Below are 18,787 nucleotides of genomic sequence, written 5' to 3'. Positions count from 1 at the left end.
TGATCTTTTCTGTTAACTTAGAACCGCCAGACGAAATTGCCCCTGACGCTCTGGTCGACGGCCTTTTCGCCGAATTGTCCGCTGTAGGATACGCCGAGGCTGGCCGTGTGCGACAGTGCCACGCTGATGCCGGTGTCGACCACCAGGGCGTCGCGGGCGATTGGCGTGCCGCTGGCGTTGAAGACGGAGCCATTGGCCAAGGCGAGGGCGGCGGTCGGCCTGACGTCGCCGAAGGCGTGGCGCCAGCCCAGGGTGGCCTGGAGGGTGGCGCTGGTGCCTTCGGTGAGATCGAAGCTGGTGGCCGCACGCAGCCCCAGGGTGGTGAAGCCCAGGTTGCTGGTCTCGCCTCGGCCGCTCAGAGCCGCATCGCCGCCGGTCTCGCGGAAGCCGTCGGTGTGCAGGTTGAGATAGGCGGCGTTGACGAAGGGCTCGAGGCGGAAGGCCTGGGTATCGATGCGATAGCCGAGTTCGCCGAAGAGCTGGGCCGTGCCGGCGTCGTAGCTGGTGCTGAGCCTGTCGGCAAAGCCCGGCAAGGCCACGGTGCGGTCGCTGTCGATGTCGTGCCAAGTGTAGCTTGCGCCCAGCCGCAGGGCGAGGGCGTTCCACTGCCGGCCGGCATAGAGGCCGACATGGTAGTTGTCGGCGGTGCCGGAGGCGGCGCGGGCATCGACGTCGAAGCTGGAATGGCTGTAGCCGGCAAAGGCGCCCAGGCGCCAGTCCTGCAGGAACGAGCCCTGGACCAGGGTATCGAAGCCGATGAGGAAGCCGCCGGTGTCGTGATCGACCCGGGCATCGCGGCCACCGCCGCCGAGATGGCCCCAGGATCCGAAGCCCTGGGCCCAGAGGCCGGACAGGGCCGCCGGGGTGGCCGAGCCGAACGGCGCCGGCGCTGCTGCCGGCATGGTCTCGGCATAGGCGGTCGGGCCCGAGAGTGTGGCCGCCGGTGCGATGGCACCGAGATCGGCGGTGTAGAGCCGGTTCAGCACGGCATCACGGATGAGGCCGCTGTCCTGGACCAGCACGCTGCGGGCCGAGGCATGGATGTCGCCGGACAGGGTCGAGAAGGCCTGGCGGGCACTGGCAACATCCGGCGCCTTGGCGACGGCCTGATAGAGCGTGTTGCCGCTCGCCAGCGTCTCCACGCTGTCGGCCACGGCGCGCTGGCCCTCGCTGCTGGCGACCGATGCGAAGCTGGTGTCGTTGCGCGTGACCTTCAGATAGACGTTATTGGCATTCTGGGACAGGCCGAGATCGACGAAGGGGGCGTTGTCAACCACCTTGGCGAACTGGCCGGTGATGCCGCCATTGGCGGTGAGGATCCTGTAGGTCCGGCCGATCGTATAGCTGCCGGAAGCGGGGATGACCGAAACCGTGCCGCCGTTGAGGGTGGCGGTGCCGGTGGCGTGAATGAAGTCGGTCTGGCCCTCGGCATTGATGTTCACCTGGATGGTGCCGCCGTCATTGACGAAGTTGCGCACCGTCAGCGTGGTCGGGCCACCGGCCTGGAAGGCGATCTTGCCGGCATTCTTCACCGTGCCGGAGACGGTGGAATTGCCGCTGCCGGGGATCGCCCACAGGGCCGTGGCAGAGCTCAGCACGACAGTTGTCGCATTGCTCGTCGAACCGGTCCAATGGGCAGAATCGGCCAGGGTCACACTGCCTCGCGAGGCGCCGCTCACAGTCAGATTGCCGGTCCATGTCGTGGTGCCGCGCAGGCTGGCCGACAGGGTGTTTGCTCCGCCCGCGGCAGGTGCATCCACCGCCATGTCCCCGGAGAGCGTGGAATCGATTGCGCTCAGGTTGAGTGCGCTGGGCAGATGGAAGATCCGGCCCGTTCCGACATTGGCGAGCAAGCCGCCACTGCCTTTGAAGGCCGTGACGTCCGTACCGGTCAGGCGCACCGTGGCTCGTCCACCATCGGCATAGATGGCCGCTCCGGCCGAGTTCATCGTAAGCCGACTATCGTCCAGGACGAAGATGGCGTTTTCCGTCACGGCGTTCGAGACGTGGATGCCCCAGATCGCTCCCCCGGAATTGGCGCCATCCAGCTCGCTGTTGGAGACCTTGATGGTGCTGATACTGCCGCCGCTCAGCAAGGAGGTGCCACTGCTCTGGTTGGTATCGGCATGGATCTTCATGCCGGTCGCCGTCAGAACTCCGTCGGCGACCGCCGAAAAAACACCCTGGCCTGCCCCGGTCAGTGAAATGGTTCCGCCGCCTTTCAGATCGACCCGGCTGCCATCGCTGCTGTTGGCGACGTAGAGCCAGGCACCACTGGCGTTGATCGGGCCATTCACGGTGATGATGCTGTCGGACTGGGCAGAAAGGCCATCCGACCAGGCACCATGCCCCACCAGGGTGGTTTGGCCGCTGAACGTCATGCGGCTGCTCCGGGAAGCTATCGCACCCCTGGCAACGTCCGCGACGTCAAGGCTCAGATCGGTCGCATAGATCGTGGCCCCCGCTACGTCTCCCCAATTGGCTTGCAGCCCCGTCGAGCTCCCGCCGACGCGAACGGTTCCTCCGCCCTTCAGATTGATGGTCGCCCCATCCTCGGCAAAGATGCCGATGTCGTAGTCGTCGCCATTCGAGGCAGGCGGTACCGTGACGTCGATGGGTGTGTCGGCATTGCTGTAAAGCAGCGAGCCCTGGTCGATGGCGTGAAAGCAGATCTCGTTCTTGCAGGTGGCCTGGGCGGGCGTGATGCGCACAGTCTGTCCGCCGCTGGCCGTGACCTGGGCATAGGCCGACTGGCACAGCATGGCGGCGCTCGATGCCAACAGGAAACTCAGGAGCGAGCGTCCGGGCAGGCGGGAGCGAACGCGTGCGTTTCCGATCGACGACCTCATGGGATTCCTCCTTCCACGTTGCCGTGCCAGTTCAGGCCTGAGCAACCGCCTGACAGGGCCTGCCGGGTGCTCTTGAAACAGGCACGCCGAACGTTGGGAATATGAGATATATCTCATTATTCCTTAGAATATGAGTCAAAATTTATACGTTCTAATGAGACTTTTAAGTGTATGATTTTTCAATATTAAGTTTATATGAAATCATAAATTATCCTGAAATCATTGATTGTGAATAGTGTGTGCATATTGAATTGATACAATCGGCGAGAGATTTCGAATCGTTTGCCGAATGCAGAAGTTTTTGCTGAGGCCCGTGTATCTCTAGCCATGCCATTTGTCGTGAGGGATCATGGCCTGCCACCGTCTCTACGGACTGATGCACGTGCGGAATGTCCAGTCTTGAGGATCCGTGAGGGAAGCCCCAACGAAGCGTTGGCTTTGGCCGCGCTGTGAGATCGCAGATCCCGGCGTCGCTTCTGGTAAGGTGCGCTTTGCGATCGCGCCGGTCGAAGGCAAAGGGAGCCAAGGGGCACGACACCGGTGGTCCCCCAGCTGAAGCGGGCTATTTTTCGAAGCGAATGCGATGGCGTGCCGCGAGTATCGCCTGCGTTTTTGCCAGCTGTTCGTTGCGTTGCGCTTCGTTCCATCCAAGCGCTTGGGCCGCGATGTCGGCAATCGCCGCCAGGTCACGGCCGCTGAGGCGGCCGGTGATGGCCAGGGTGCTGCGCCGCATCACGATGTCCTCGAGCGCTACGACCTTTTCGTGGCGTACCAGCCAGTCGATTTCAGCCAGCGAGTAGTCGCCCGCGTTTGCCAGTCGGGCCGGCTGCGCTCCTTCATGGGCGAGGATGGCCCGTGCCGTCGTGCCATAGCGCCCGAGCAATTCGGCGGTGCGTGCGGCGGATGCGCCGGTTGCCTTTGCCGTCTGATCGATCCAACGGGCATGGCTGGCGGGTTCGTCCGGATAGTCGCGCCCGCCGCCAATGGCGAGGTCCCGCGTGCCACGCCGGCGCGCCTGGCCGAGGCGGCGCAGGATGAGATCGCAGACCTCTTCGGCAAAGCCGCGAAAGGTCGTCCACTTGCCGCCCACCAGTGAAACGATCGGATAGGGCCGGCGATCCGTGGGCTCCTGCACGGGAGCCGAATGGTCGCGGCTGATCAGCCCGGCAGCCGTATTGCCGGAGGCGGGCAGGGGGCGGATGCCGGAATAGGCGTAGACGATCTGGTCACGCGAAAAGGCCAGGCCGGGCAGGAGATCGCGCAGGCTCTGGAGGAAGTAGTCGATTTCCTCGTCGTCGCAGCGAACCGTGTCGGGATCATCGGCGCGGATGTCGGTCGAGCCGACCAGGGCCCGGCCGAGATAGTCGTAGACCAGGCAGATGCGCCCGTCATTGGCCTCGAAATAGATCATCCGTCCTTTGAGTGCCGCGAGCAGATCTGGATGGTCGAGCAGGATATGCGAGCCCTTGGTGCCGCCGATCAGCTTGGTGGGCGACCCGAGAGCGCCGTTGACATGGTCGATCCAGGGGCCGGCCGCATTGACGACGATCCGCGGGCGAACGTTCCGATCCGTGCCGTCTGGTCCGCGCAGGCCTATGACGTCGTTCTCGGCCGACACCAGGTTCGTATAGTTCAGGGCTTCGGAGCCCGGGCTGGCCGCCATGCCGTCCTGCAGCAGTTCCAGCACCAGCCGCTCCGGACAGGTGACCTTGGCATCGTAATAGGTGCCGGCGGCGACGATCTTCGGCGTCATCGGCGCGATTTCGGTGAGCGCGCGACCGCGGGACCACAGGGCATGTTTGGGCATGACGCGATGGCGGGCGCCATAGAAATCATAGAGCGCCAGGCCGATCTTGATGAGCACGGCACCACGGTTGCGCGGCGCCGTAGTCGAGCCGAAGAGCGTGCGCAACGCTGCCGGGATGCCCTGCAGCCAGGAGAAGATCGGGATCACGGTCGGCAAGGGCTCGACCAGATGCGGCGCATTGCGCAGCAGGAGGTTGCGTTCCAGCGTCGACTGCGCGACGAGCCGTAACTCCCCCGTCTCCAGATATTTGATGCCGCCATGGATCAGCCGCGACGGGGCCGCGCTAGTGCCTGAGCCGAAATCACCCTTGTCGGCGATCAGGCAGGTCAGGCCCTGCTCGCAGAGATCGCGAAACAGGCCCGCACCGTTGATGCCGGCGCCGAGAATGAGAACGTCAATGTCTTTGGTCATGTCAAATACCGATAGGACTGTGCCGAGCGAGCCAGGGTGCTAGGCCGCCTGCGAGGCCAGGGCCTCGATGCGCGGCCAGAGGGGCGCCAGCTGGGTGGCGATGTCGCAATGCAGAGCATAGCGCTCCTGCAACTGCCGGCTGCGCGTGGGATCCGGCCGGTAGTGCCGGGCGAGAGCTCCGAGATCGCGGGGATCATTCGTCGGCGACGCATAGAGGCCGGCACCGGCGCCGGCACACAGCGCGGCGCCCCATGCCGCTGCCTCCTCGGTCTCGTTCACGGTAACAGGCAGGCCTAGCGCATCGGCGAAGATCTGGGCGTAGAGGGGATTTTTCGAAATGCCACCCGTGAGGCTGATGGCGCCTGGAGAAAAGCCTTCGCGCAAGGCGTCGACATGCACCCGGTGGTTGAAGGCGATGCCTTCGATGACGGCACGCAGCATGTCGCCGCGATCGTGCCAGCCGCGCAGGCCGAGAAATCCGGCGCTGGCGGTCGCGCCATGCGGAGAGCCGTAGAGATAGGGGTGAAAGAGCACGGTGGAGGGCCGGGCGAGCGCGGCCTCGATCTCGGCGCCGATGGCGGCGTGGATGGAGCCGCCTGTCTCCTCCGCGGCGCGTCGTTCGATGGCGCAGAGCGTATCCAGGAACCAGTCATAGTTGGCGGCGGAGGCCGGCGATATGCTCATATGGTTCCATTCGCCCGGCTTGATGCCGTTTCGGCAGAACCAGCGCACATCGGTCTTCGGCGTGCTGGCGATCGTCTCATTGATGGAATAGGTCCCCGCCACGATCGCCACGGTACCTTCGCGATGGCCGCCGATGCCAAGGGCAGAGGCGACGACGTCGTGGACGCCGGCCACTACCGGGGTCCCGGCCGTCAGGCCGGTCGCGGCGGCGGCAGCCTGCGAAACCGTGCCGACGATCTCGTCTGGCCGGGTAACAGCAGGCAGGGCGCCGGCAAGGCCATCGAGGCCGAAGATCGACAGGATGCCCGGTTCGTAGACCTGGCTTTCGACGGCCGTGAACGACGTGCTCGCCTCGGTGAGATCGGTGCCGAGCGTCCCGGTCAGGCAAAAGCGCAGCCAGTCCTTGCAGGCCAGGACATGGGCGATCCGGGCGAACCGCTCGGGTTCGTGGCGTTTGATCCAGGCCAGCAGCGCCGAGGGAGCCGAGGCATGCGCGACCTGCCCGGTGCGGGCGAGCGCCGTGGCGGCGGTGCCATCCCCGTCCCACCCGGCAATGATTTCCGCGGCACGGCTATCGAGCGAGAGGATGCCGTTGCCCAGCGGCCGGCGCTCCGCATCGAGAAGATAAAGGCCGTCGCCATGGGCGGTCGCGGCAACCGCCGCGACATCGCTGGCGGGACGCCCCGCTTGTTCGAGTGCTTCGGCGATGGCCTCGGCCGTCGCCTGCCAGAGTCCCGCCATGTCGCGTTCGACATGGTGGGGATGCGGGATGATCTGGGGAATGCGCCGGCGGGCCACCGCCAGCAGCGTGCCGCTTTCATCGAAGACGGCTGCCTTGGTCACCGTCAACCCGTTGTCGATTCCAAGCAGGGTCGGCATTGGCAGGCACTCCGTCGCGAAGGGTTGTTGCAGAAATTGCGGGCCGTCGGACGAAACGCCTGGTCACGTCATACGGCGTGCGATGCGCGCTGCTTGATCGGCGCGATCACGATGTTGATGCCGCGCGAGCGCAGCAATTCGACCTGGAGCGGGGCCATGCCGTCATCGACGATGATGGCATCGAATTCGCTCAGATTACCCATGGCATGCAGGGCACGGCGCTCGAACTTGGTATGGTCGGCGAGCAGGATCCGCTTGGCCGCGCTGTCGAACATCGCCCGCTTGGTCTCGACCATCTCAGCGGACTGGTGGAACACCATGTCGTCGGTGATGGCGGACATCGACAGGAAGACGCAGTCGGCGCGAAGGCGGCGGATCTCGGCCGTGGTGGCTGGGCCCATGAAGGCATTGCACCAATTGTAGTAGCGCCCTCCCAGGCCAAGCAGGGTTACATCGTTCATTTCCTTCAGCTCGTTCATCAGGATGATCGAGTTGGTGATCGCCGTCAGCGGGACGCGAGCCGCAATATGCGGAGCCATCTGCAGCACGGTGGTCGAATCGTCGAAGAAGACGGCCTGCCCGGCTTCCAGGAACTGGGCGGCGACCTGGGCGATGGCGCGCTTTTCCACTGCCTGGCGCATGGAGCGGTAGACATCGCTCGATTCCACCAGGCTGGTGGGCGTTGCCGACACGATGCCCCGCGACTTGCGCAGCAGGCCGCGGTTGATCAACTCGTCGAGATCGCGATGCACGGTCATCAGGCTGATGGCGAAGCGTTCCGCCAATTCCTCGATGCGCATCGTGCCCTCGGCCATCACCGCCTGCATGATGAGCTGGCGGCGAGCCAATTGGCGGGCATGGCGGCTGTCGCTCGGCACCTGATCGGCGATGATCTGTTCCAGCGTTTCGTCCTGCGTGGCTCTCGTCGATGTCATGTCGGTCTGTTTCCGGATTGAGCGACGGCAGGATATCCCGAAGTGCCGGAATATGCCTGCCTGCAGCAATCACTGCTGTGGAAGGACGCGACACGCCCTGCGAGAGCCGGGATGGCCAACAGCCATCCCGGCTTCGTCATTACTTGGCGAGCGTGAAGGCCGAGACATACTTGTCGACATTGTCCTTGGTGATCAGGACGCAGTCGAAGAGCTGCTTTTCGGTCGCCGCGCCGGTCTTGCCGGTCTTGATGAAGGTGTCGGCCTGGACGACGGCTTCCTTGGAGAAGACGGCAACCGGCTGCAGGACGGTGTATTGCAGTTCGCCAGCCTTGATCGCGGCAACCGCGTCCGGCGAGCCGTCGAAGCCGCCGACCTTGACCTGCTTGAGCTTGCCGGCTTCCTTCAGCGCCGCGACGGCACCGAGGGCCATCTCGTCATTGCCGGAGATCACGCCGATGATGTCGGGATGGGCCTGCAGCATCGACTGCATCTTCTGGTAGCCCTGGGCGCGATCCCAGTTGGCGACTTCCTGGGCCGACTTGGTCAGGTCGGGATATTGCGTCAGCACGGTTTCATAGCCGTTGGAGCGGGTGGCGGCGTTGTTGTCGGCGGGGTTGCCGAACAATTCGACATATTTGCCCGACTTGGCGACCGAATTCACCCACTGCTCTGCGCCGACGGCAGCGCCCTGCGCATTGTTCGAGACCAGCTGGGCCTTGGCCAGACCCTCCTTGTTGATCTCGGCATTGACGAGGAACACCGGAATGCCGGCATCGACGGCCTTCTTTACCGCGCCGACCGATCCGTCGGCATTGGCCGGATCAAGGATGATGGCAGCGGACTTGTTGGTGATGGCGGTGTCGATCAGCGTGCTCTCGGTGTTGGTGTCGCCCTTATGGGCGGCGACCGAGGCGGTGTAACCGAGCTGCTCGGCGGTCTTCTTGGCGACCTCGCCCTCGGTGAACCAGTAAGGATTGGCCGGATCGGTGACGATGATCGAGATCAGGCCCGCCGCCGAGGCCGAGCCGATCAGCAACGGGGTCACGGCGACGGCCGCAACCAGTAAACGCATGCCTTTTTTGAACATTGGGCATCTCCCTTGATTGGTGAAGTTGTCTGCCGTCGCAAGACGGCAACGATCCCACTGCAGATCTGTTGTTGTTGCCGAAATGGGAAAGTTTCTGCGCGGACTCCTAGCCTTGCCGGCCGCGGGCCTTGTACTGGATCGAGTTGAGCAGGACGGCGAGCACGATCACCGTGCCGGTGAAGACGGTCTGCCAGTAGGAGGACACGCCGATGATCACCAGGCCGTCCGACAGGAAGCCGATCACGAAGGCGCCGAGCATCGTGCCCTGGACCGTGCCGCGCCCGCCGGTGAGGGCGGCGCCGCCGATCACCACGGCCGCGATGGCCGTGAGTTCATAGGTGGTACCCGCCGTAGGGCCGGCCGAGGTCAGCTGCGAGGACAGCACCAGCCCGGCGATCGCCGACAGGATGCCGGAGACGGTATAGACGGTGATCTGCACGCGCTTGACCGGCACGCCCGACAATTCGGCGGCGCGGGCATTGCCGCCCGAGGCATAAAGCCAGCGGCCGAAAGCGGAGCGGCCGAGCACCAGGGCCGTGACGATGGCGAGCGCAGCCAGGATCAGCACCGAGATCGGCACGCCGAACAGGCGGTTGAAGCCCAGCCACTCGAAGCCGGTATTGCCGAGATCTGCATGGCCGGAGAGATTGTTGTAGGTGAGGCCGTTGGTCATCAGCAGCGCCACGCCGCGGGCGACATACATCACGCCCAGCGTGGCCACGAAGGCGGGCACCCGGAACCAGGCGATGAGCACGCCGTTCAGCGCGCCGACCAGCCCGCCGACCACCAGGGTCAGCACCACGATGGCCCAGACCGGCGGGTAGAGGATGACGCCGGCGACTTGCAAGGTCACGCCGCCCATCAGGAAGCCGGCCACGCAGCCGGACAGGGCCAGCACGGAGCCTACCGAAAGATCGATTCCGCCATTGAGGATCACCAGCAGCATGCCGAGCGCCAGGATGCCGTAGATGGCGACGTGCGAGGCCATCGTCAGGAAATTGCCGATCGTGAAATAGTTCGGCGACAAGAACGAGAAGACCGCGACGATGAGGATCAGCGCGAAGAAGGCCCGTCCTTCGAGGAGCAGCCGGCCGAGGCCGGGGCCTGATTTCTGCCCTTTGGCGCTCGTACTTGCAGCGGTGTGCGACATGGGCAGGCCTCCTAAAAGCCTAGAGCGTTTTGCGATCTGCCGACACCGGCAGGGGTCGCAAAGTCGTGTCGAAACAAAAAGTTAGAGCGAGGATGCGATTTCATGCCAAGGCACCTTGCTCTGGAGGATCAATGGACCACGGCTTCGCCCGAGGCGGCCATGATCTCGTCCTTGCTTGCGGTTGCGCCGAATTCGGCGACGATGCGGCCCTTGCGCATCACGATGATGCGATGCGCGACGGAGAGGCATTCGCCGACTTCGGAGGTGGAGTAGATGACGGCGAGGCCGCGGCGCGCGCCCTCGGCGAGGAGCCGGAACACCTCGGCCTTGGCGCCGATATCGATGCCGCGGCTCGGCTCGTCGAGCAGGATCACCTTCGGGTTGGTGGCCAGCATCTTGCCGATCACCACCTTCTGCTGGTTGCCGCCGGACAGCGAGCCGATGGGCGCCCCGCCGCCTGCTGTCTTGACCGTGACCTTGCGGATGGTGTCGTCGATCAGCTGCTGCTCGATCCTCAGCGAGGTGAACAGGCCGCGGGTGAAATCGGCGATCGACGCCAGGGACAGGTTCTGGCCCACGCTCATGGTCTGGACCAAGCCGTCGCGCTGCCGGTCTTCGGGGACCAGGGCCAAGCCGGCCTGGATGCGCCGGGCGATCGTCAGGCCCGAGACCTCGTCATTTTCCAGGAGGACCTGGCCGGACGAGGCCTTGAGGCGCCCGGCCAGGGTTTCCAGCAATTCGGTCCTGCCGGCGCCCATCAGGCCATAGATGCAGACGATCTCGCCGGCCTTGACGTCCAGCGACAGCTTGTCGACCACGTTGTAGCCGCCGCCGGCGGGATCCGGCACCGTGAGCTCGCGCACCGAAAGCGCGGTGGCGCCGAACTCGTATCCTTCCGGCGGAGAGCCGAGGTCATAGTTCTCGCCCACCATGTTGCGCACGATCCATTTGAGGTCGATCTCGGCACGCGGGGCATAGGCCGTCATGGTGCCGTCGCGCAGGACGACGGCGTGATTGGTGATCTCCAGCGCCTCTTCGAGATGGTGCGAGATGTAGACGATCGAGACGCCCCGGCTGGTGAGGTCGCCGATGACCTTGAACAGCACCGCCACTTCCGTCGCCGACAGGGCCGAGGTCGGCTCGTCCATGATCAGGATGCGGCTGCGGACCGAGAGGGCGCGTGCGATCTCGACGATCTGCTGCTGTCCCAGCCGCAATTCGCCGACCGGGGTGAGGGGATCGATGTCCTCTTCGAGTTCGGCCATCAAGGCGCGCGTCTCTTCCTCCTCCTTGGCGAAGTCGACGCCGGTGAGGCCCATGATCTCGCGGCCCATGAAGATGTTGTCGCGCACCGACAAATTGGGCGCGAGGGAGAGTTCCTGGTGGATGATCGAGATGCCGCGGTCGCGGGCATCCGATGCCGAGGAGAACACCACGGGCTCACCGTCGAGGAGGATCTCGCCCGATGTCGGGGTCACGATGCCCGACAGGATTTTCATCAGGGTCGATTTGCCGGCGCCGTTTTCGCCGAACAGGGTGGTGACCTGGCCGCGATGAATGTCGAAGTTCACGCCTTTGAGGGCGTGCACATTGCCGTAGGACTTGGCCACGTTGCGCGCGGCCAGCACGACCTCGGGCGCCTGTGCGCCGGACGGAGAGGGCTCGCCGCTCATTTCACCGTCACCGCCACGGGCGTTATCAGCCAGTTTTCCGGGTTCACCAAGCGGAAGGCACCGACGATCTCCAGGGTCTTGCCGGTGAGATTTGCCGTATCGATGTCGGTGAGCACCTGCTTCTTCATCTCGCGATTGATGGCCGAGCCGGCGTTCTGATACTCGATCTGGTTCTTGAACTGGCCGAAGGCGATATCGCCCGGCGCGTCGCGAAGGTCGGTTCCATTGATGGCGGGGCCGGTCTGCACACGCACGCCGATGGAGGCTGGTAGTCCGTCCACCGTGAGCTTGTAGATGCCCGCCTTCTGCTCGCCGGCGACACCCGTCAGGCGGACGGGGATGATCGAGCCGGTAGAGGCTGCCGTTCCATATTTGGTGGCCGCTGCCGCCTTGTCGGCGAGAATCGCCGGCGCGAGGGTCTTGGCCTCGACGGCACGCTGCTCGATGGCCGCCTTGACCTGCGGAAAATGCTCGGCGCCGTAGGTGTCGGGCGAAAAGGCGGCCTGGCGCACATCGTCCTTGGAACCGATCTGCACGATGCGGGTATCGAAGGCGATTCCCGCGACAACAAGAACGGCAAGCGCCGGCACGATCAGCCGACGCCAGCCGCCGGCGGCCGGTGCCCTCGCGGATGCACCATGACTATTGCTCATGACGAAGCCCACCATTTTCGCTGCGTGCGATCAGGAAGCGGGGATGGGGGAATACCCGGCCGAGGCTTGCCCAGGCTTGTGCCGCAAGCGCGGACCCGGTGCGCGGAATGCGCAGCATGGCTCCTCCCATTCTGCCGCTGATGCGGCCCGCTCTCACGGGCCGGAACGGCTCTCTCGCTGATCATTGAGATATGTTATATCTGTGTTTTATAAAACGTCAACAGAGTTATAATCTTGACTCGCTGGCTCGGCGAAAAAGTTTTCCGGAAAGGGTGGTTTCCGACTGTTGGTCCTTCGGAGATGCGGCGAGCTCCTGGCAGGGTGGCGCGGTCCGCTGCGGAGCTGCTGGTCTAGTGCATTGTTGCGGGAAAAAATCGGAAATTTGAAATTTTAAACAATTAAATCAAATAGTTAAATTCACGACGCAGGCCAAAGCAAGTGTGACGCAGGGGGATTTTCCGCTTCGCTCTGACGGAGGGATCGGAGGGCGAGTTTCGGCTTTTGGATATGTTTCCCTTTTCTGCAGGCGGGCGGCGTCTCCTGAAATAATGTGTTATAGAAGTAATAAATTACGTGACGTATGATATCTTTATGATATATAAAATCACGAAGATCACAGATCGACGCGCAAGGCGGAAATCGCCGGCGATGAGTGGGAGGCCTGGCCCTGCCTGGGAGATGGATCATGCGCGGAACTGTCGAGCTGTCCGTTCGCGAAGGATGTTGTGATGCCCGCTGATCTGCTGATCGGGGTGGATGCCGGGACGTCTGTGATCAAGGCCGTCGCCTTCGATTTCAGTGGCCGCCAGGTCGGGGCATTCTCGGTGCCCAATCGCTACCTGCGTGGAGAAGACGGATCGGCGACTCAATCGCTGCAGGCGACCTGGGCCGATTGCGTCGCGGCACTGCGCGGGCTGGCCGGCAAGGTCGACAATCTCGCCGCCCGCACGGCGGCACTCGCCGTCACGGCCCAGGGCGATGGCACCTGGCTGGTCGGCGCGGGTAATGCGCCGGCGGCCGACGCCTGGCTATGGCTGGATGCGCGGGCGGCGTCCACGGTGCAAAAGCTGGCAGCCTCCCCGCTGAACCGGGCACGCTTCGAGGCGACCGGCACAGGGCTCAACACCTGCCAGCAGGGCTCGCAAATGGCCCATATGGACGTTCACAGCCCGGATCTACTCGACAAGGCCGAGGTCGCCCTGCATTGCAAGGATTGGCTCTATCTGAACCTGACGGGCGTACGGGCCACGGATCCGTCGGAAGCCAGCTTCACCTTCGGCAATTTCCGTACCCGCCGCTATGACGATGGGGTCGTGGAGGCTCTCGGCCTGAGCCATCGGCGCAAATTGCTGCCCGAAATCATCGATGGCAGCCAGGCTACGCATGCCCTCACGGCGCGTGCGGCCGAGCAGACGGGGTTGCTGGCGGGCACGCCGGTGAGCCTTGGCTATGTCGACATGGTCATGGCCGCCCTGGGGGCGGGCGTCTATGGCGGTTCCGGCGACGCGGCCTGCTCGACCATCGGCTCGACCGGCGTCCATATGCGCGCCAAGAAAGCAGCCGACGTCCACCTCAACGCGGAGGGCACCGGCTATGTCATCGCCCTGCCGGTCCCCGGGGTCGTCACCCAGGTACAGACCAACATGGCGGCGACGCTCAACATCGACTGGGTGTTGACGATCGCGGCCGACATCCTCGCCCAGATGGGCCAGAAGGTGACGCACCAGGACCTGGTGAAGCGCATCGACGGCTGGCTGGCCGACAGCCGCCCAGGATCGCTGATCTACCATCCCTATATTTCGGACGCCGGCGAGCGCGGGCCCTTCGTCGATGCCGAGGCGCGGGCCGGCTTCATCGGCCTGTCCGCCGGGCATCGCTATGCCGATTTGGTGCGCGCTGTCGTCGAGGGCTTGGGCATGGCCATGCGCGACTGCTACGCCGCCATGGGCGACCTGCCGGCCGAACTGCGCCTGGCCGGCGGTGCGGTGCGCTCGCGCGCCTTGCGCGGCGTGCTGTCAGCCGCGATCAACGCCCCGCTGCGCGTTTCCTCGCGCGAGGAGGCCGGCGCCGCCGGCGCGGCGATGATGGCGGCGGTCGCCATCGGTGCCTTCGAGGACATGGATGCCTGCGTCGCCCAATGGGTGACGCCGCTGCTGGGCCCGCCGGAGCCTCCGGATGCGGCCCTGGCCACCCTCTACGACCAATTATTCCCCGCCTTCAGGGCCGCGCGCCTCGAATTGACCCCCGCCTGGAATGCGCTCGCGGCCGTCCGGCATGATGCCGCTGTGGGCGCGGCGACGGCCGCGGGAAGGAGCCTTGCAGTATGAGTGAGATGATCGACCTTCTGGTGATCGGCGGCGGCATCAACGGTGCCGGCATCGCCCGCGATGCGGCAGGCCGCGGCCTGTCCGTCACGCTGGTGGAAAAGGACGATCTGGCCCAGGGCACCTCCTCGCGCTCGGGCAAGCTGGTGCATGGCGGGCTGCGCTATCTGGAATATTACGAGTTCCGCCTGGTTCGCGAAGCACTGATCGAACGCGAGGTCCTCCTGAACTCGGCCTGCCACATCATCTGGCCGATGCGCTTCGTGCTGCCGCACAGCCCGCAGGACAGGCCCGCCTGGCTAGTGCGCCTCGGCCTCTTCCTCTACGACCATCTCGGCGGCCGCAAGAAGCTTCCGGGCACGCGCGTGCTCGATCTCAGGCGCGATCCGGTCGGCGCGCCCATCCTCGACCAATATGCCAAGGGCTTCGAATATTCGGACTGCTGGGTGGATGATGCACGCCTCGTCGCGCTCAATGCGCTCGGTGCCGCGGAAAAGGGCGCCACCATCCTCACCCGCACGGCGGCCGTCTCGGCGCGGCGGGAGGAGGGGGCCTGGACCGTCACCACCCGCGATACCGTGACAGGCGAAACCCGCACGCATCGGGCGCGCTGCATCGCCAACGCGGCGGGGCCGTGGGTCTCCGATATCATCGCGCAGGTGGCAGGCTCCAATTCCACCCGCAATGTGCGCCTGGTCAAGGGCAGCCACATCATCGTGCCGAAATTCTGGGAAGGGCAGCAGGCCTATCTGGTGCAGAACCACGACAAGCGCGTGATCTTCATCAATCCCTATGAGGGCGACATGGCGCTGATCGGCACCACCGATATCGCCTATCAGGGGGCCGCCGAGGAGGTTGCCGCCGACGAGAAGGAAATCGACTATCTGATCACGGCGGTGAACCGCTATTTCAAGCAGAAGCTGCGCCGGCAGGACGTGCTGCACGCCTTCTCCGGCGTCCGGCCGCTCTTCGACGACGGCAAGGGCAATCCGTCCGCCGTCACGCGCGATTACGTCTTCGATCTCGACGAGACCGGCGGGGTGCCGCTGCTCAACGTCTTCGGCGGCAAGATCACTACCTTCCGCGAGCTGTCCGAGCGCGCCATGCACAGGCTGGGCAAGTTCTTCCCCAAAATGGGCGGCGACTGGACGCGCGAGGCCCGGCTGCCGGGCGGTGAGATCGAGAATGCCGATTATGTGAGCTTCGTCGAGACCCTGCGCACAGCCTATCCCTGGATGCCCAACCGGCTGCTCCAGCATTATGGCCATGCCTATGGCGCACGCACGGCGCAGCTCGTCGGCTCGGCTCGTGGCCTCGCGGATCTCGGCCGCCATTTCGGCGGCTGCCTCTACGAAGCCGAGGCACGCTATCTCGCCGGGCATGAATGGGCCCGCAGCGCCGAGGACGTCCTGCTGCGCCGGACCAAGCACTATCTCCACCTGAGCGACGCCGAAAAGGCGGCCTTCACCGCCTGGTTCGAGCGCGAGATCGCTGCCACGGGCGCAGTGGCGCCGACTTCCTATTCCAACGCTTCCGCCTGAGGGCCCGATGCCTTTGACGCTGTCCCTCAATACCAATCCGCTGGTGAACCGCTTCGCCGATCCCGACGATCTGATCGACACGGTGGCTGTTGATCTCAGGCTGCGCGACCTGCAGCTCACGCATGAATTCATCAATCCGAGCTGGCCGGCGCCCACCATACGGCGCCTGGTCCGCCAGATGAGCGGTGCCCTGGCCCGCACCGGCGTGCGCGTGACCAGCGGCATGACCGGACCCTATGGCCGGCTCAACCATTTTGGACATCCCGATCCGGAGGTGCGGCGCTATTATGTCGACTGGTTCAAGACCTTCGCCGACATCATCGGCGATCTCGGCGGTTCGTCGGTCGGCACGCAGTTCGCCATTTTCACTTTTGCCGATTACGACGATGCCGCCCGGCGCGAGGAACTGATCCGGATCGCCATCGACTGCTGGGCCGAAGTCGCCGAGCACGCCAAGGCCGCCGGCCTGACCTCCGTCTTCTGGGAACCGATGAGCATCGGCCGCGAATTCGGCGAGACCATCGAGGCCTGCCTGTCGCTGCAGCGGCGCCTGACGGCGGCCGAGATGGCCATACCGATGTGGATGATGGCCGATATCGATCATGGCGACGTCACCTCGTCCAACCCCGACGACTACGACCCCTATGCCTGGGCGCGTGCCGTGCCGAGGGTATCCCCAATCATCCACATCAAGCAGAGCCTGATGGACAAGGGCGGCCATCGCCCCTTCACGGCCGAGTTCAATGCCAGGGGCCGGATCCAGCCCGAGCCGTTGCTGGCCGCCCTTGCCGAGGGCGGCGCCGAAGACAACGAGATCTGCCTGGAGCTGAGCTTCAAGGAGCGCGAGCCCAACGATCGCCAGGTGGTTCCCCAGATCGCCGAGAGCATCGCCTTCTGGGCGCCTTTCATCGAGACAGGCGCGGGGGATCTTCATGTCTGACGCGGAGCGAACGGGGCGGGGAGGCGGGATGGGACGCGCCGTCACCGAGAACGAACTGGAGGAATCCCTCGCCCGCCGAGCGGCCTGGCTGCACTATGTCGGCGGCCTCACCCAGGCAGCGGTGGCCAAGCGGCTCGGCCTGCCCTCGGTGAAGACCCATCGCCTCATCGCGCGGGCGGTGGCGAGCGGGGTGGTCAAGGTCTCCATCGACGGCGACATCATCGAATGTGTCGAGCTGGAAGCAGAGCTCTGCCGGCGCTTCCACCTCGATCATTGCGAGGTCGCCCCCGATCTCGGTGAGGAGGGCATCCCGCTGCGCGCGCTCGGCCAGGCCGGGGCGGGGTTCCTGCGACGCGCGATCGAGCGCGGCGACCATGGCACCATCGGCCTCAGTCATGGGCGCACCCTGACGTCGGCCGTCGCGCATATGTCGCGCATCGCCGCCGGCCCGATCCGGTTCGTCTCACTGCTCGGCGTGCTCACCCGCAATTATGCGGTCAACCCGCATGACGTCATGCACTCCATCGCTGAGAAGACCGGCGCACAGGCCTATGTGATGCCGGTGCCGTTCTTCGCCAATTCCGCCGAGGACAAGGCGGTGCTTCTCGCCCAGCGCGGCATCAGCGAAGTGCTCGCCATGGCCAATGGTGCGGAGCTGAAGGTTGTGGGCATCGGCTCGGTCGATGCCGATGCCCAGCTCGTTTCGTCCGGCATGATGCACCCGCAGGAGATCCGGGAGATCAAGGCAGAGGGTGGGGTGGGCGAAATGCTCGGCTACTTCTTCGACGCCCAGGGGCGGGTGCTCGAAAACTCGCTGACCGCGCGGACCCTGGGCGTGGCCCTGAACGGACGGGCCGATGATCACATCGTCGGCATCGCAGGTGGGACGCACAAGCTCGAGGCGATCCGGGCCGTGCTGCTCAGCGGCCGCCTCAGGGGACTGATCACCGACGAGGCCACGGCGCGGGCGCTGCTCGGCTAGGCCTCTTCAGACATACGGATTTGCAAGCCGGCCGGTCGTGGCAGGCACGGAGAGACATGGAAAATGACACGTCATTGGGTCGGCACCAGCTGGAAGATGAACAAGACCCTGGAAGAGGGTCTGGCTTTCGCGAAAGCCCTGGCCCAAGAGCTGGCTTCGGTCGACGATCGCCTGCAGCCCTTCGTCATCCCGCCTTTCACTTTGGTGCGCGAAGTCAAGCGGGCGCTCGCCGGGACGCGCGTGAAGGTCGGCGCGCAGAACATGCATTGGGCCGATGCAGGCGCCTGGACCGGCGAAATCTCGCCGCCGATGCTGCGCGATTGCGGCCTGGACCTGGTCGAGCTCGGGCATAGCGAGCGGCGGGAACATTTCGGCGAGACGGATCGTACCGTCGGCCTGAAGACGGCGGCGGCGATCAAGCACGGCCTGATACCGCTGGTCTGCGTCGGAGAAACCCTGGCGGAGCGCGAGAGCGGCAAGGCCGAAGAGGTGCTCGCGGCCCAGGTCGCAGGGGCACTCTCGCAGCTTGGCGACGGCAAGCCTGCCGTCGAGATCATCTTCGCCTATGAACCGGTCTGGGCCATCGGCGAAAACGGCATTCCGGCCAGCGCCGACTATGCCGATCGCCAGCAGGCCCTGATCAAGCGGGTGGCGGCGGACCGCCTCGGGACGTCCCCTTCAGTTCTCTATGGCGGCAGCGTCAATCCGGCCAATGCCGCCGACCTCATCGGCCAGCCCCATATCGACGGGCTCTTCATCGGGCGCTCCGCCTGGCAGGCCGAAGGCTACCTCGACATCCTCGATCGCACGGCCCGGGCCCTGTCGGCATAGCCGCCAGGGCAACCGATCTCACTTATACAAGGAAGGAAGAC

Annotated in this window: 13 protein-coding genes; 5 read left to right on the top strand and 8 right to left on the bottom strand. The window is 64.9% G+C overall.

What is annotated here, in order from left to right; genetic code table 11:
* Positions 1-17: 17 nt before the first annotated feature.
* The 8 genes from BA190_RS00420 to BA190_RS00385 all read right to left on the bottom strand — a co-directional run bounded on the left by BA190_RS00420 (position 18) and on the right by BA190_RS00385 (position 12,128).
* Complete coding sequence (locus BA190_RS00420; RefSeq protein WP_068281440.1) at positions 18-2,849, bottom strand: autotransporter domain-containing protein; 2,832 nt, start codon at positions 2,847-2,849, stop codon at positions 18-20.
* A gap of 562 nt (positions 2,850-3,411) precedes the next feature.
* Positions 3,412-5,067 carry a glycerol-3-phosphate dehydrogenase/oxidase gene (locus BA190_RS00415; protein WP_068281439.1) on the bottom strand — a complete coding sequence of 552 codons (1,656 nt, stop codon included), beginning with the start codon at positions 5,065-5,067 and terminating at the stop codon, positions 3,412-3,414.
* 39 nt (positions 5,068-5,106) lie between these two features.
* A complete protein-coding gene (locus BA190_RS00410) occupies positions 5,107-6,630 on the bottom strand; it encodes an FGGY-family carbohydrate kinase (RefSeq protein ID WP_068281438.1) in 1,524 nt (507 codons plus the stop codon).
* A gap of 68 nt (positions 6,631-6,698) precedes the next feature.
* A complete protein-coding gene (locus tag BA190_RS00405; RefSeq protein WP_068281437.1) occupies positions 6,699-7,565 on the bottom strand; it encodes a DeoR/GlpR family DNA-binding transcription regulator in 867 nt (288 codons plus the stop codon).
* 139 nt (positions 7,566-7,704) lie between these two features.
* Positions 7,705-8,652 (bottom strand): D-ribose ABC transporter substrate-binding protein, encoded by a 948-nt coding sequence (locus tag BA190_RS00400; RefSeq protein ID WP_068281436.1) that lies wholly within the window; start codon positions 8,650-8,652, stop codon positions 7,705-7,707.
* Positions 8,653-8,758: 106 nt separating this feature from the next.
* Positions 8,759-9,802, bottom strand: a complete 1,044-nt coding sequence (locus BA190_RS00395; RefSeq protein WP_068281435.1) for an ABC transporter permease — start codon at positions 9,800-9,802, stop codon at positions 8,759-8,761.
* A 128-nt stretch (positions 9,803-9,930) separates the two neighbouring features.
* Positions 9,931-11,475 (bottom strand): sugar ABC transporter ATP-binding protein, encoded by a 1,545-nt coding sequence (locus tag BA190_RS00390; protein WP_068281434.1) that lies wholly within the window; start codon positions 11,473-11,475, stop codon positions 9,931-9,933.
* Complete coding sequence (locus BA190_RS00385) at positions 11,472-12,128, bottom strand: DUF2291 family protein (RefSeq protein WP_068281876.1); 657 nt, start codon at positions 12,126-12,128, stop codon at positions 11,472-11,474. The genes BA190_RS00390 and BA190_RS00385 overlap by 4 nt, the downstream gene beginning before the upstream one ends.
* Before the next feature lie 728 nt (positions 12,129-12,856).
* Between BA190_RS00385 and BA190_RS00380 the strand changes: the two genes are divergently transcribed.
* The 5 genes from BA190_RS00380 to BA190_RS00360 all read left to right on the top strand — a co-directional run bounded on the left by BA190_RS00380 (position 12,857) and on the right by BA190_RS00360 (position 18,746).
* Positions 12,857-14,455, top strand: coding sequence for an FGGY-family carbohydrate kinase (locus tag BA190_RS00380; RefSeq protein WP_068281433.1), 1,599 nt, complete (start codon positions 12,857-12,859; stop codon positions 14,453-14,455).
* Positions 14,452-15,993 carry a glycerol-3-phosphate dehydrogenase gene (locus tag BA190_RS00375; protein WP_068281432.1) on the top strand — a complete coding sequence of 514 codons (1,542 nt, stop codon included), beginning with the start codon at positions 14,452-14,454 and terminating at the stop codon, positions 15,991-15,993. Before BA190_RS00380 ends, BA190_RS00375 begins: the two co-directional genes overlap by 4 nt.
* Positions 15,994-16,000: 7 nt before the next feature.
* Positions 16,001-16,933: a sugar phosphate isomerase/epimerase gene (locus tag BA190_RS00370; RefSeq protein ID WP_068281431.1), complete on the top strand. Its 933-nt coding sequence runs from the start codon at positions 16,001-16,003 to the stop codon at positions 16,931-16,933.
* A 28-nt stretch (positions 16,934-16,961) separates the two neighbouring features.
* Positions 16,962-17,915 carry a sugar-binding transcriptional regulator gene (locus tag BA190_RS00365; protein ID WP_068281430.1) on the top strand — a complete coding sequence of 318 codons (954 nt, stop codon included), beginning with the start codon at positions 16,962-16,964 and terminating at the stop codon, positions 17,913-17,915.
* A 63-nt stretch (positions 17,916-17,978) separates the two neighbouring features.
* On the top strand, positions 17,979-18,746 hold the full coding sequence (locus tag BA190_RS00360) for a triose-phosphate isomerase (RefSeq protein WP_068281429.1): 768 nt from the start codon (positions 17,979-17,981) through the stop codon (positions 18,744-18,746).
* The last annotated feature ends 41 nt before the right edge of the window (positions 18,747-18,787 follow it).

This window comes from Labrys sp. WJW (assembly GCF_001676615.1).
GTDB classification, from domain to species: Bacteria; Pseudomonadota; Alphaproteobacteria; order Rhizobiales; family Labraceae; genus Labrys; species Labrys sedimenti.
Note: the sequence above shows the minus strand (reverse complement) of the source record. Positions and strands in the feature narration are given on the sequence as shown.

Bases quoted from the DNA above. Each gene is read 5' to 3' on its own strand.
- BA190_RS00385 (WP_068281876.1), bottom strand. From the start codon at position 12,128: ATGAGCAATAGTCATGGTGCATCCGCGAGGGCACCGGCCGCCGGCGGC.
- BA190_RS00410 (WP_068281438.1), bottom strand. From the start codon at position 6,630: ATGCCGACCCTGCTTGGAATCGACAACGGGTTGACGGTGACCAAGGCA.
- BA190_RS00405 (WP_068281437.1), bottom strand. From the start codon at position 7,565: ATGACATCGACGAGAGCCACGCAGGACGAAACGCTGGAACAGATCATC.
- BA190_RS00395 (WP_068281435.1), bottom strand. From the start codon at position 9,802: ATGTCGCACACCGCTGCAAGTACGAGCGCCAAAGGGCAGAAATCAGGC.
- BA190_RS00390 (WP_068281434.1), bottom strand. From the start codon at position 11,475: ATGAGCGGCGAGCCCTCTCCGTCCGGCGCACAGGCGCCCGAGGTCGTG.
- BA190_RS00420 (WP_068281440.1), bottom strand. From the start codon at position 2,849: ATGAGGTCGTCGATCGGAAACGCACGCGTTCGCTCCCGCCTGCCCGGA.
- BA190_RS00370 (WP_068281431.1), top strand. From the start codon at position 16,001: ATGCCTTTGACGCTGTCCCTCAATACCAATCCGCTGGTGAACCGCTTC.
- BA190_RS00365 (WP_068281430.1), top strand. From the start codon at position 16,962: ATGGGACGCGCCGTCACCGAGAACGAACTGGAGGAATCCCTCGCCCGC.
- BA190_RS00375 (WP_068281432.1), top strand. From the start codon at position 14,452: ATGAGTGAGATGATCGACCTTCTGGTGATCGGCGGCGGCATCAACGGT.
- BA190_RS00400 (WP_068281436.1), bottom strand. From the start codon at position 8,652: ATGTTCAAAAAAGGCATGCGTTTACTGGTTGCGGCCGTCGCCGTGACC.
- BA190_RS00415 (WP_068281439.1), bottom strand. From the start codon at position 5,067: ATGACCAAAGACATTGACGTTCTCATTCTCGGCGCCGGCATCAACGGT.
- BA190_RS00380 (WP_068281433.1), top strand. From the start codon at position 12,857: ATGCCCGCTGATCTGCTGATCGGGGTGGATGCCGGGACGTCTGTGATC.
- BA190_RS00360 (WP_068281429.1), top strand. From the start codon at position 17,979: ATGACACGTCATTGGGTCGGCACCAGCTGGAAGATGAACAAGACCCTG.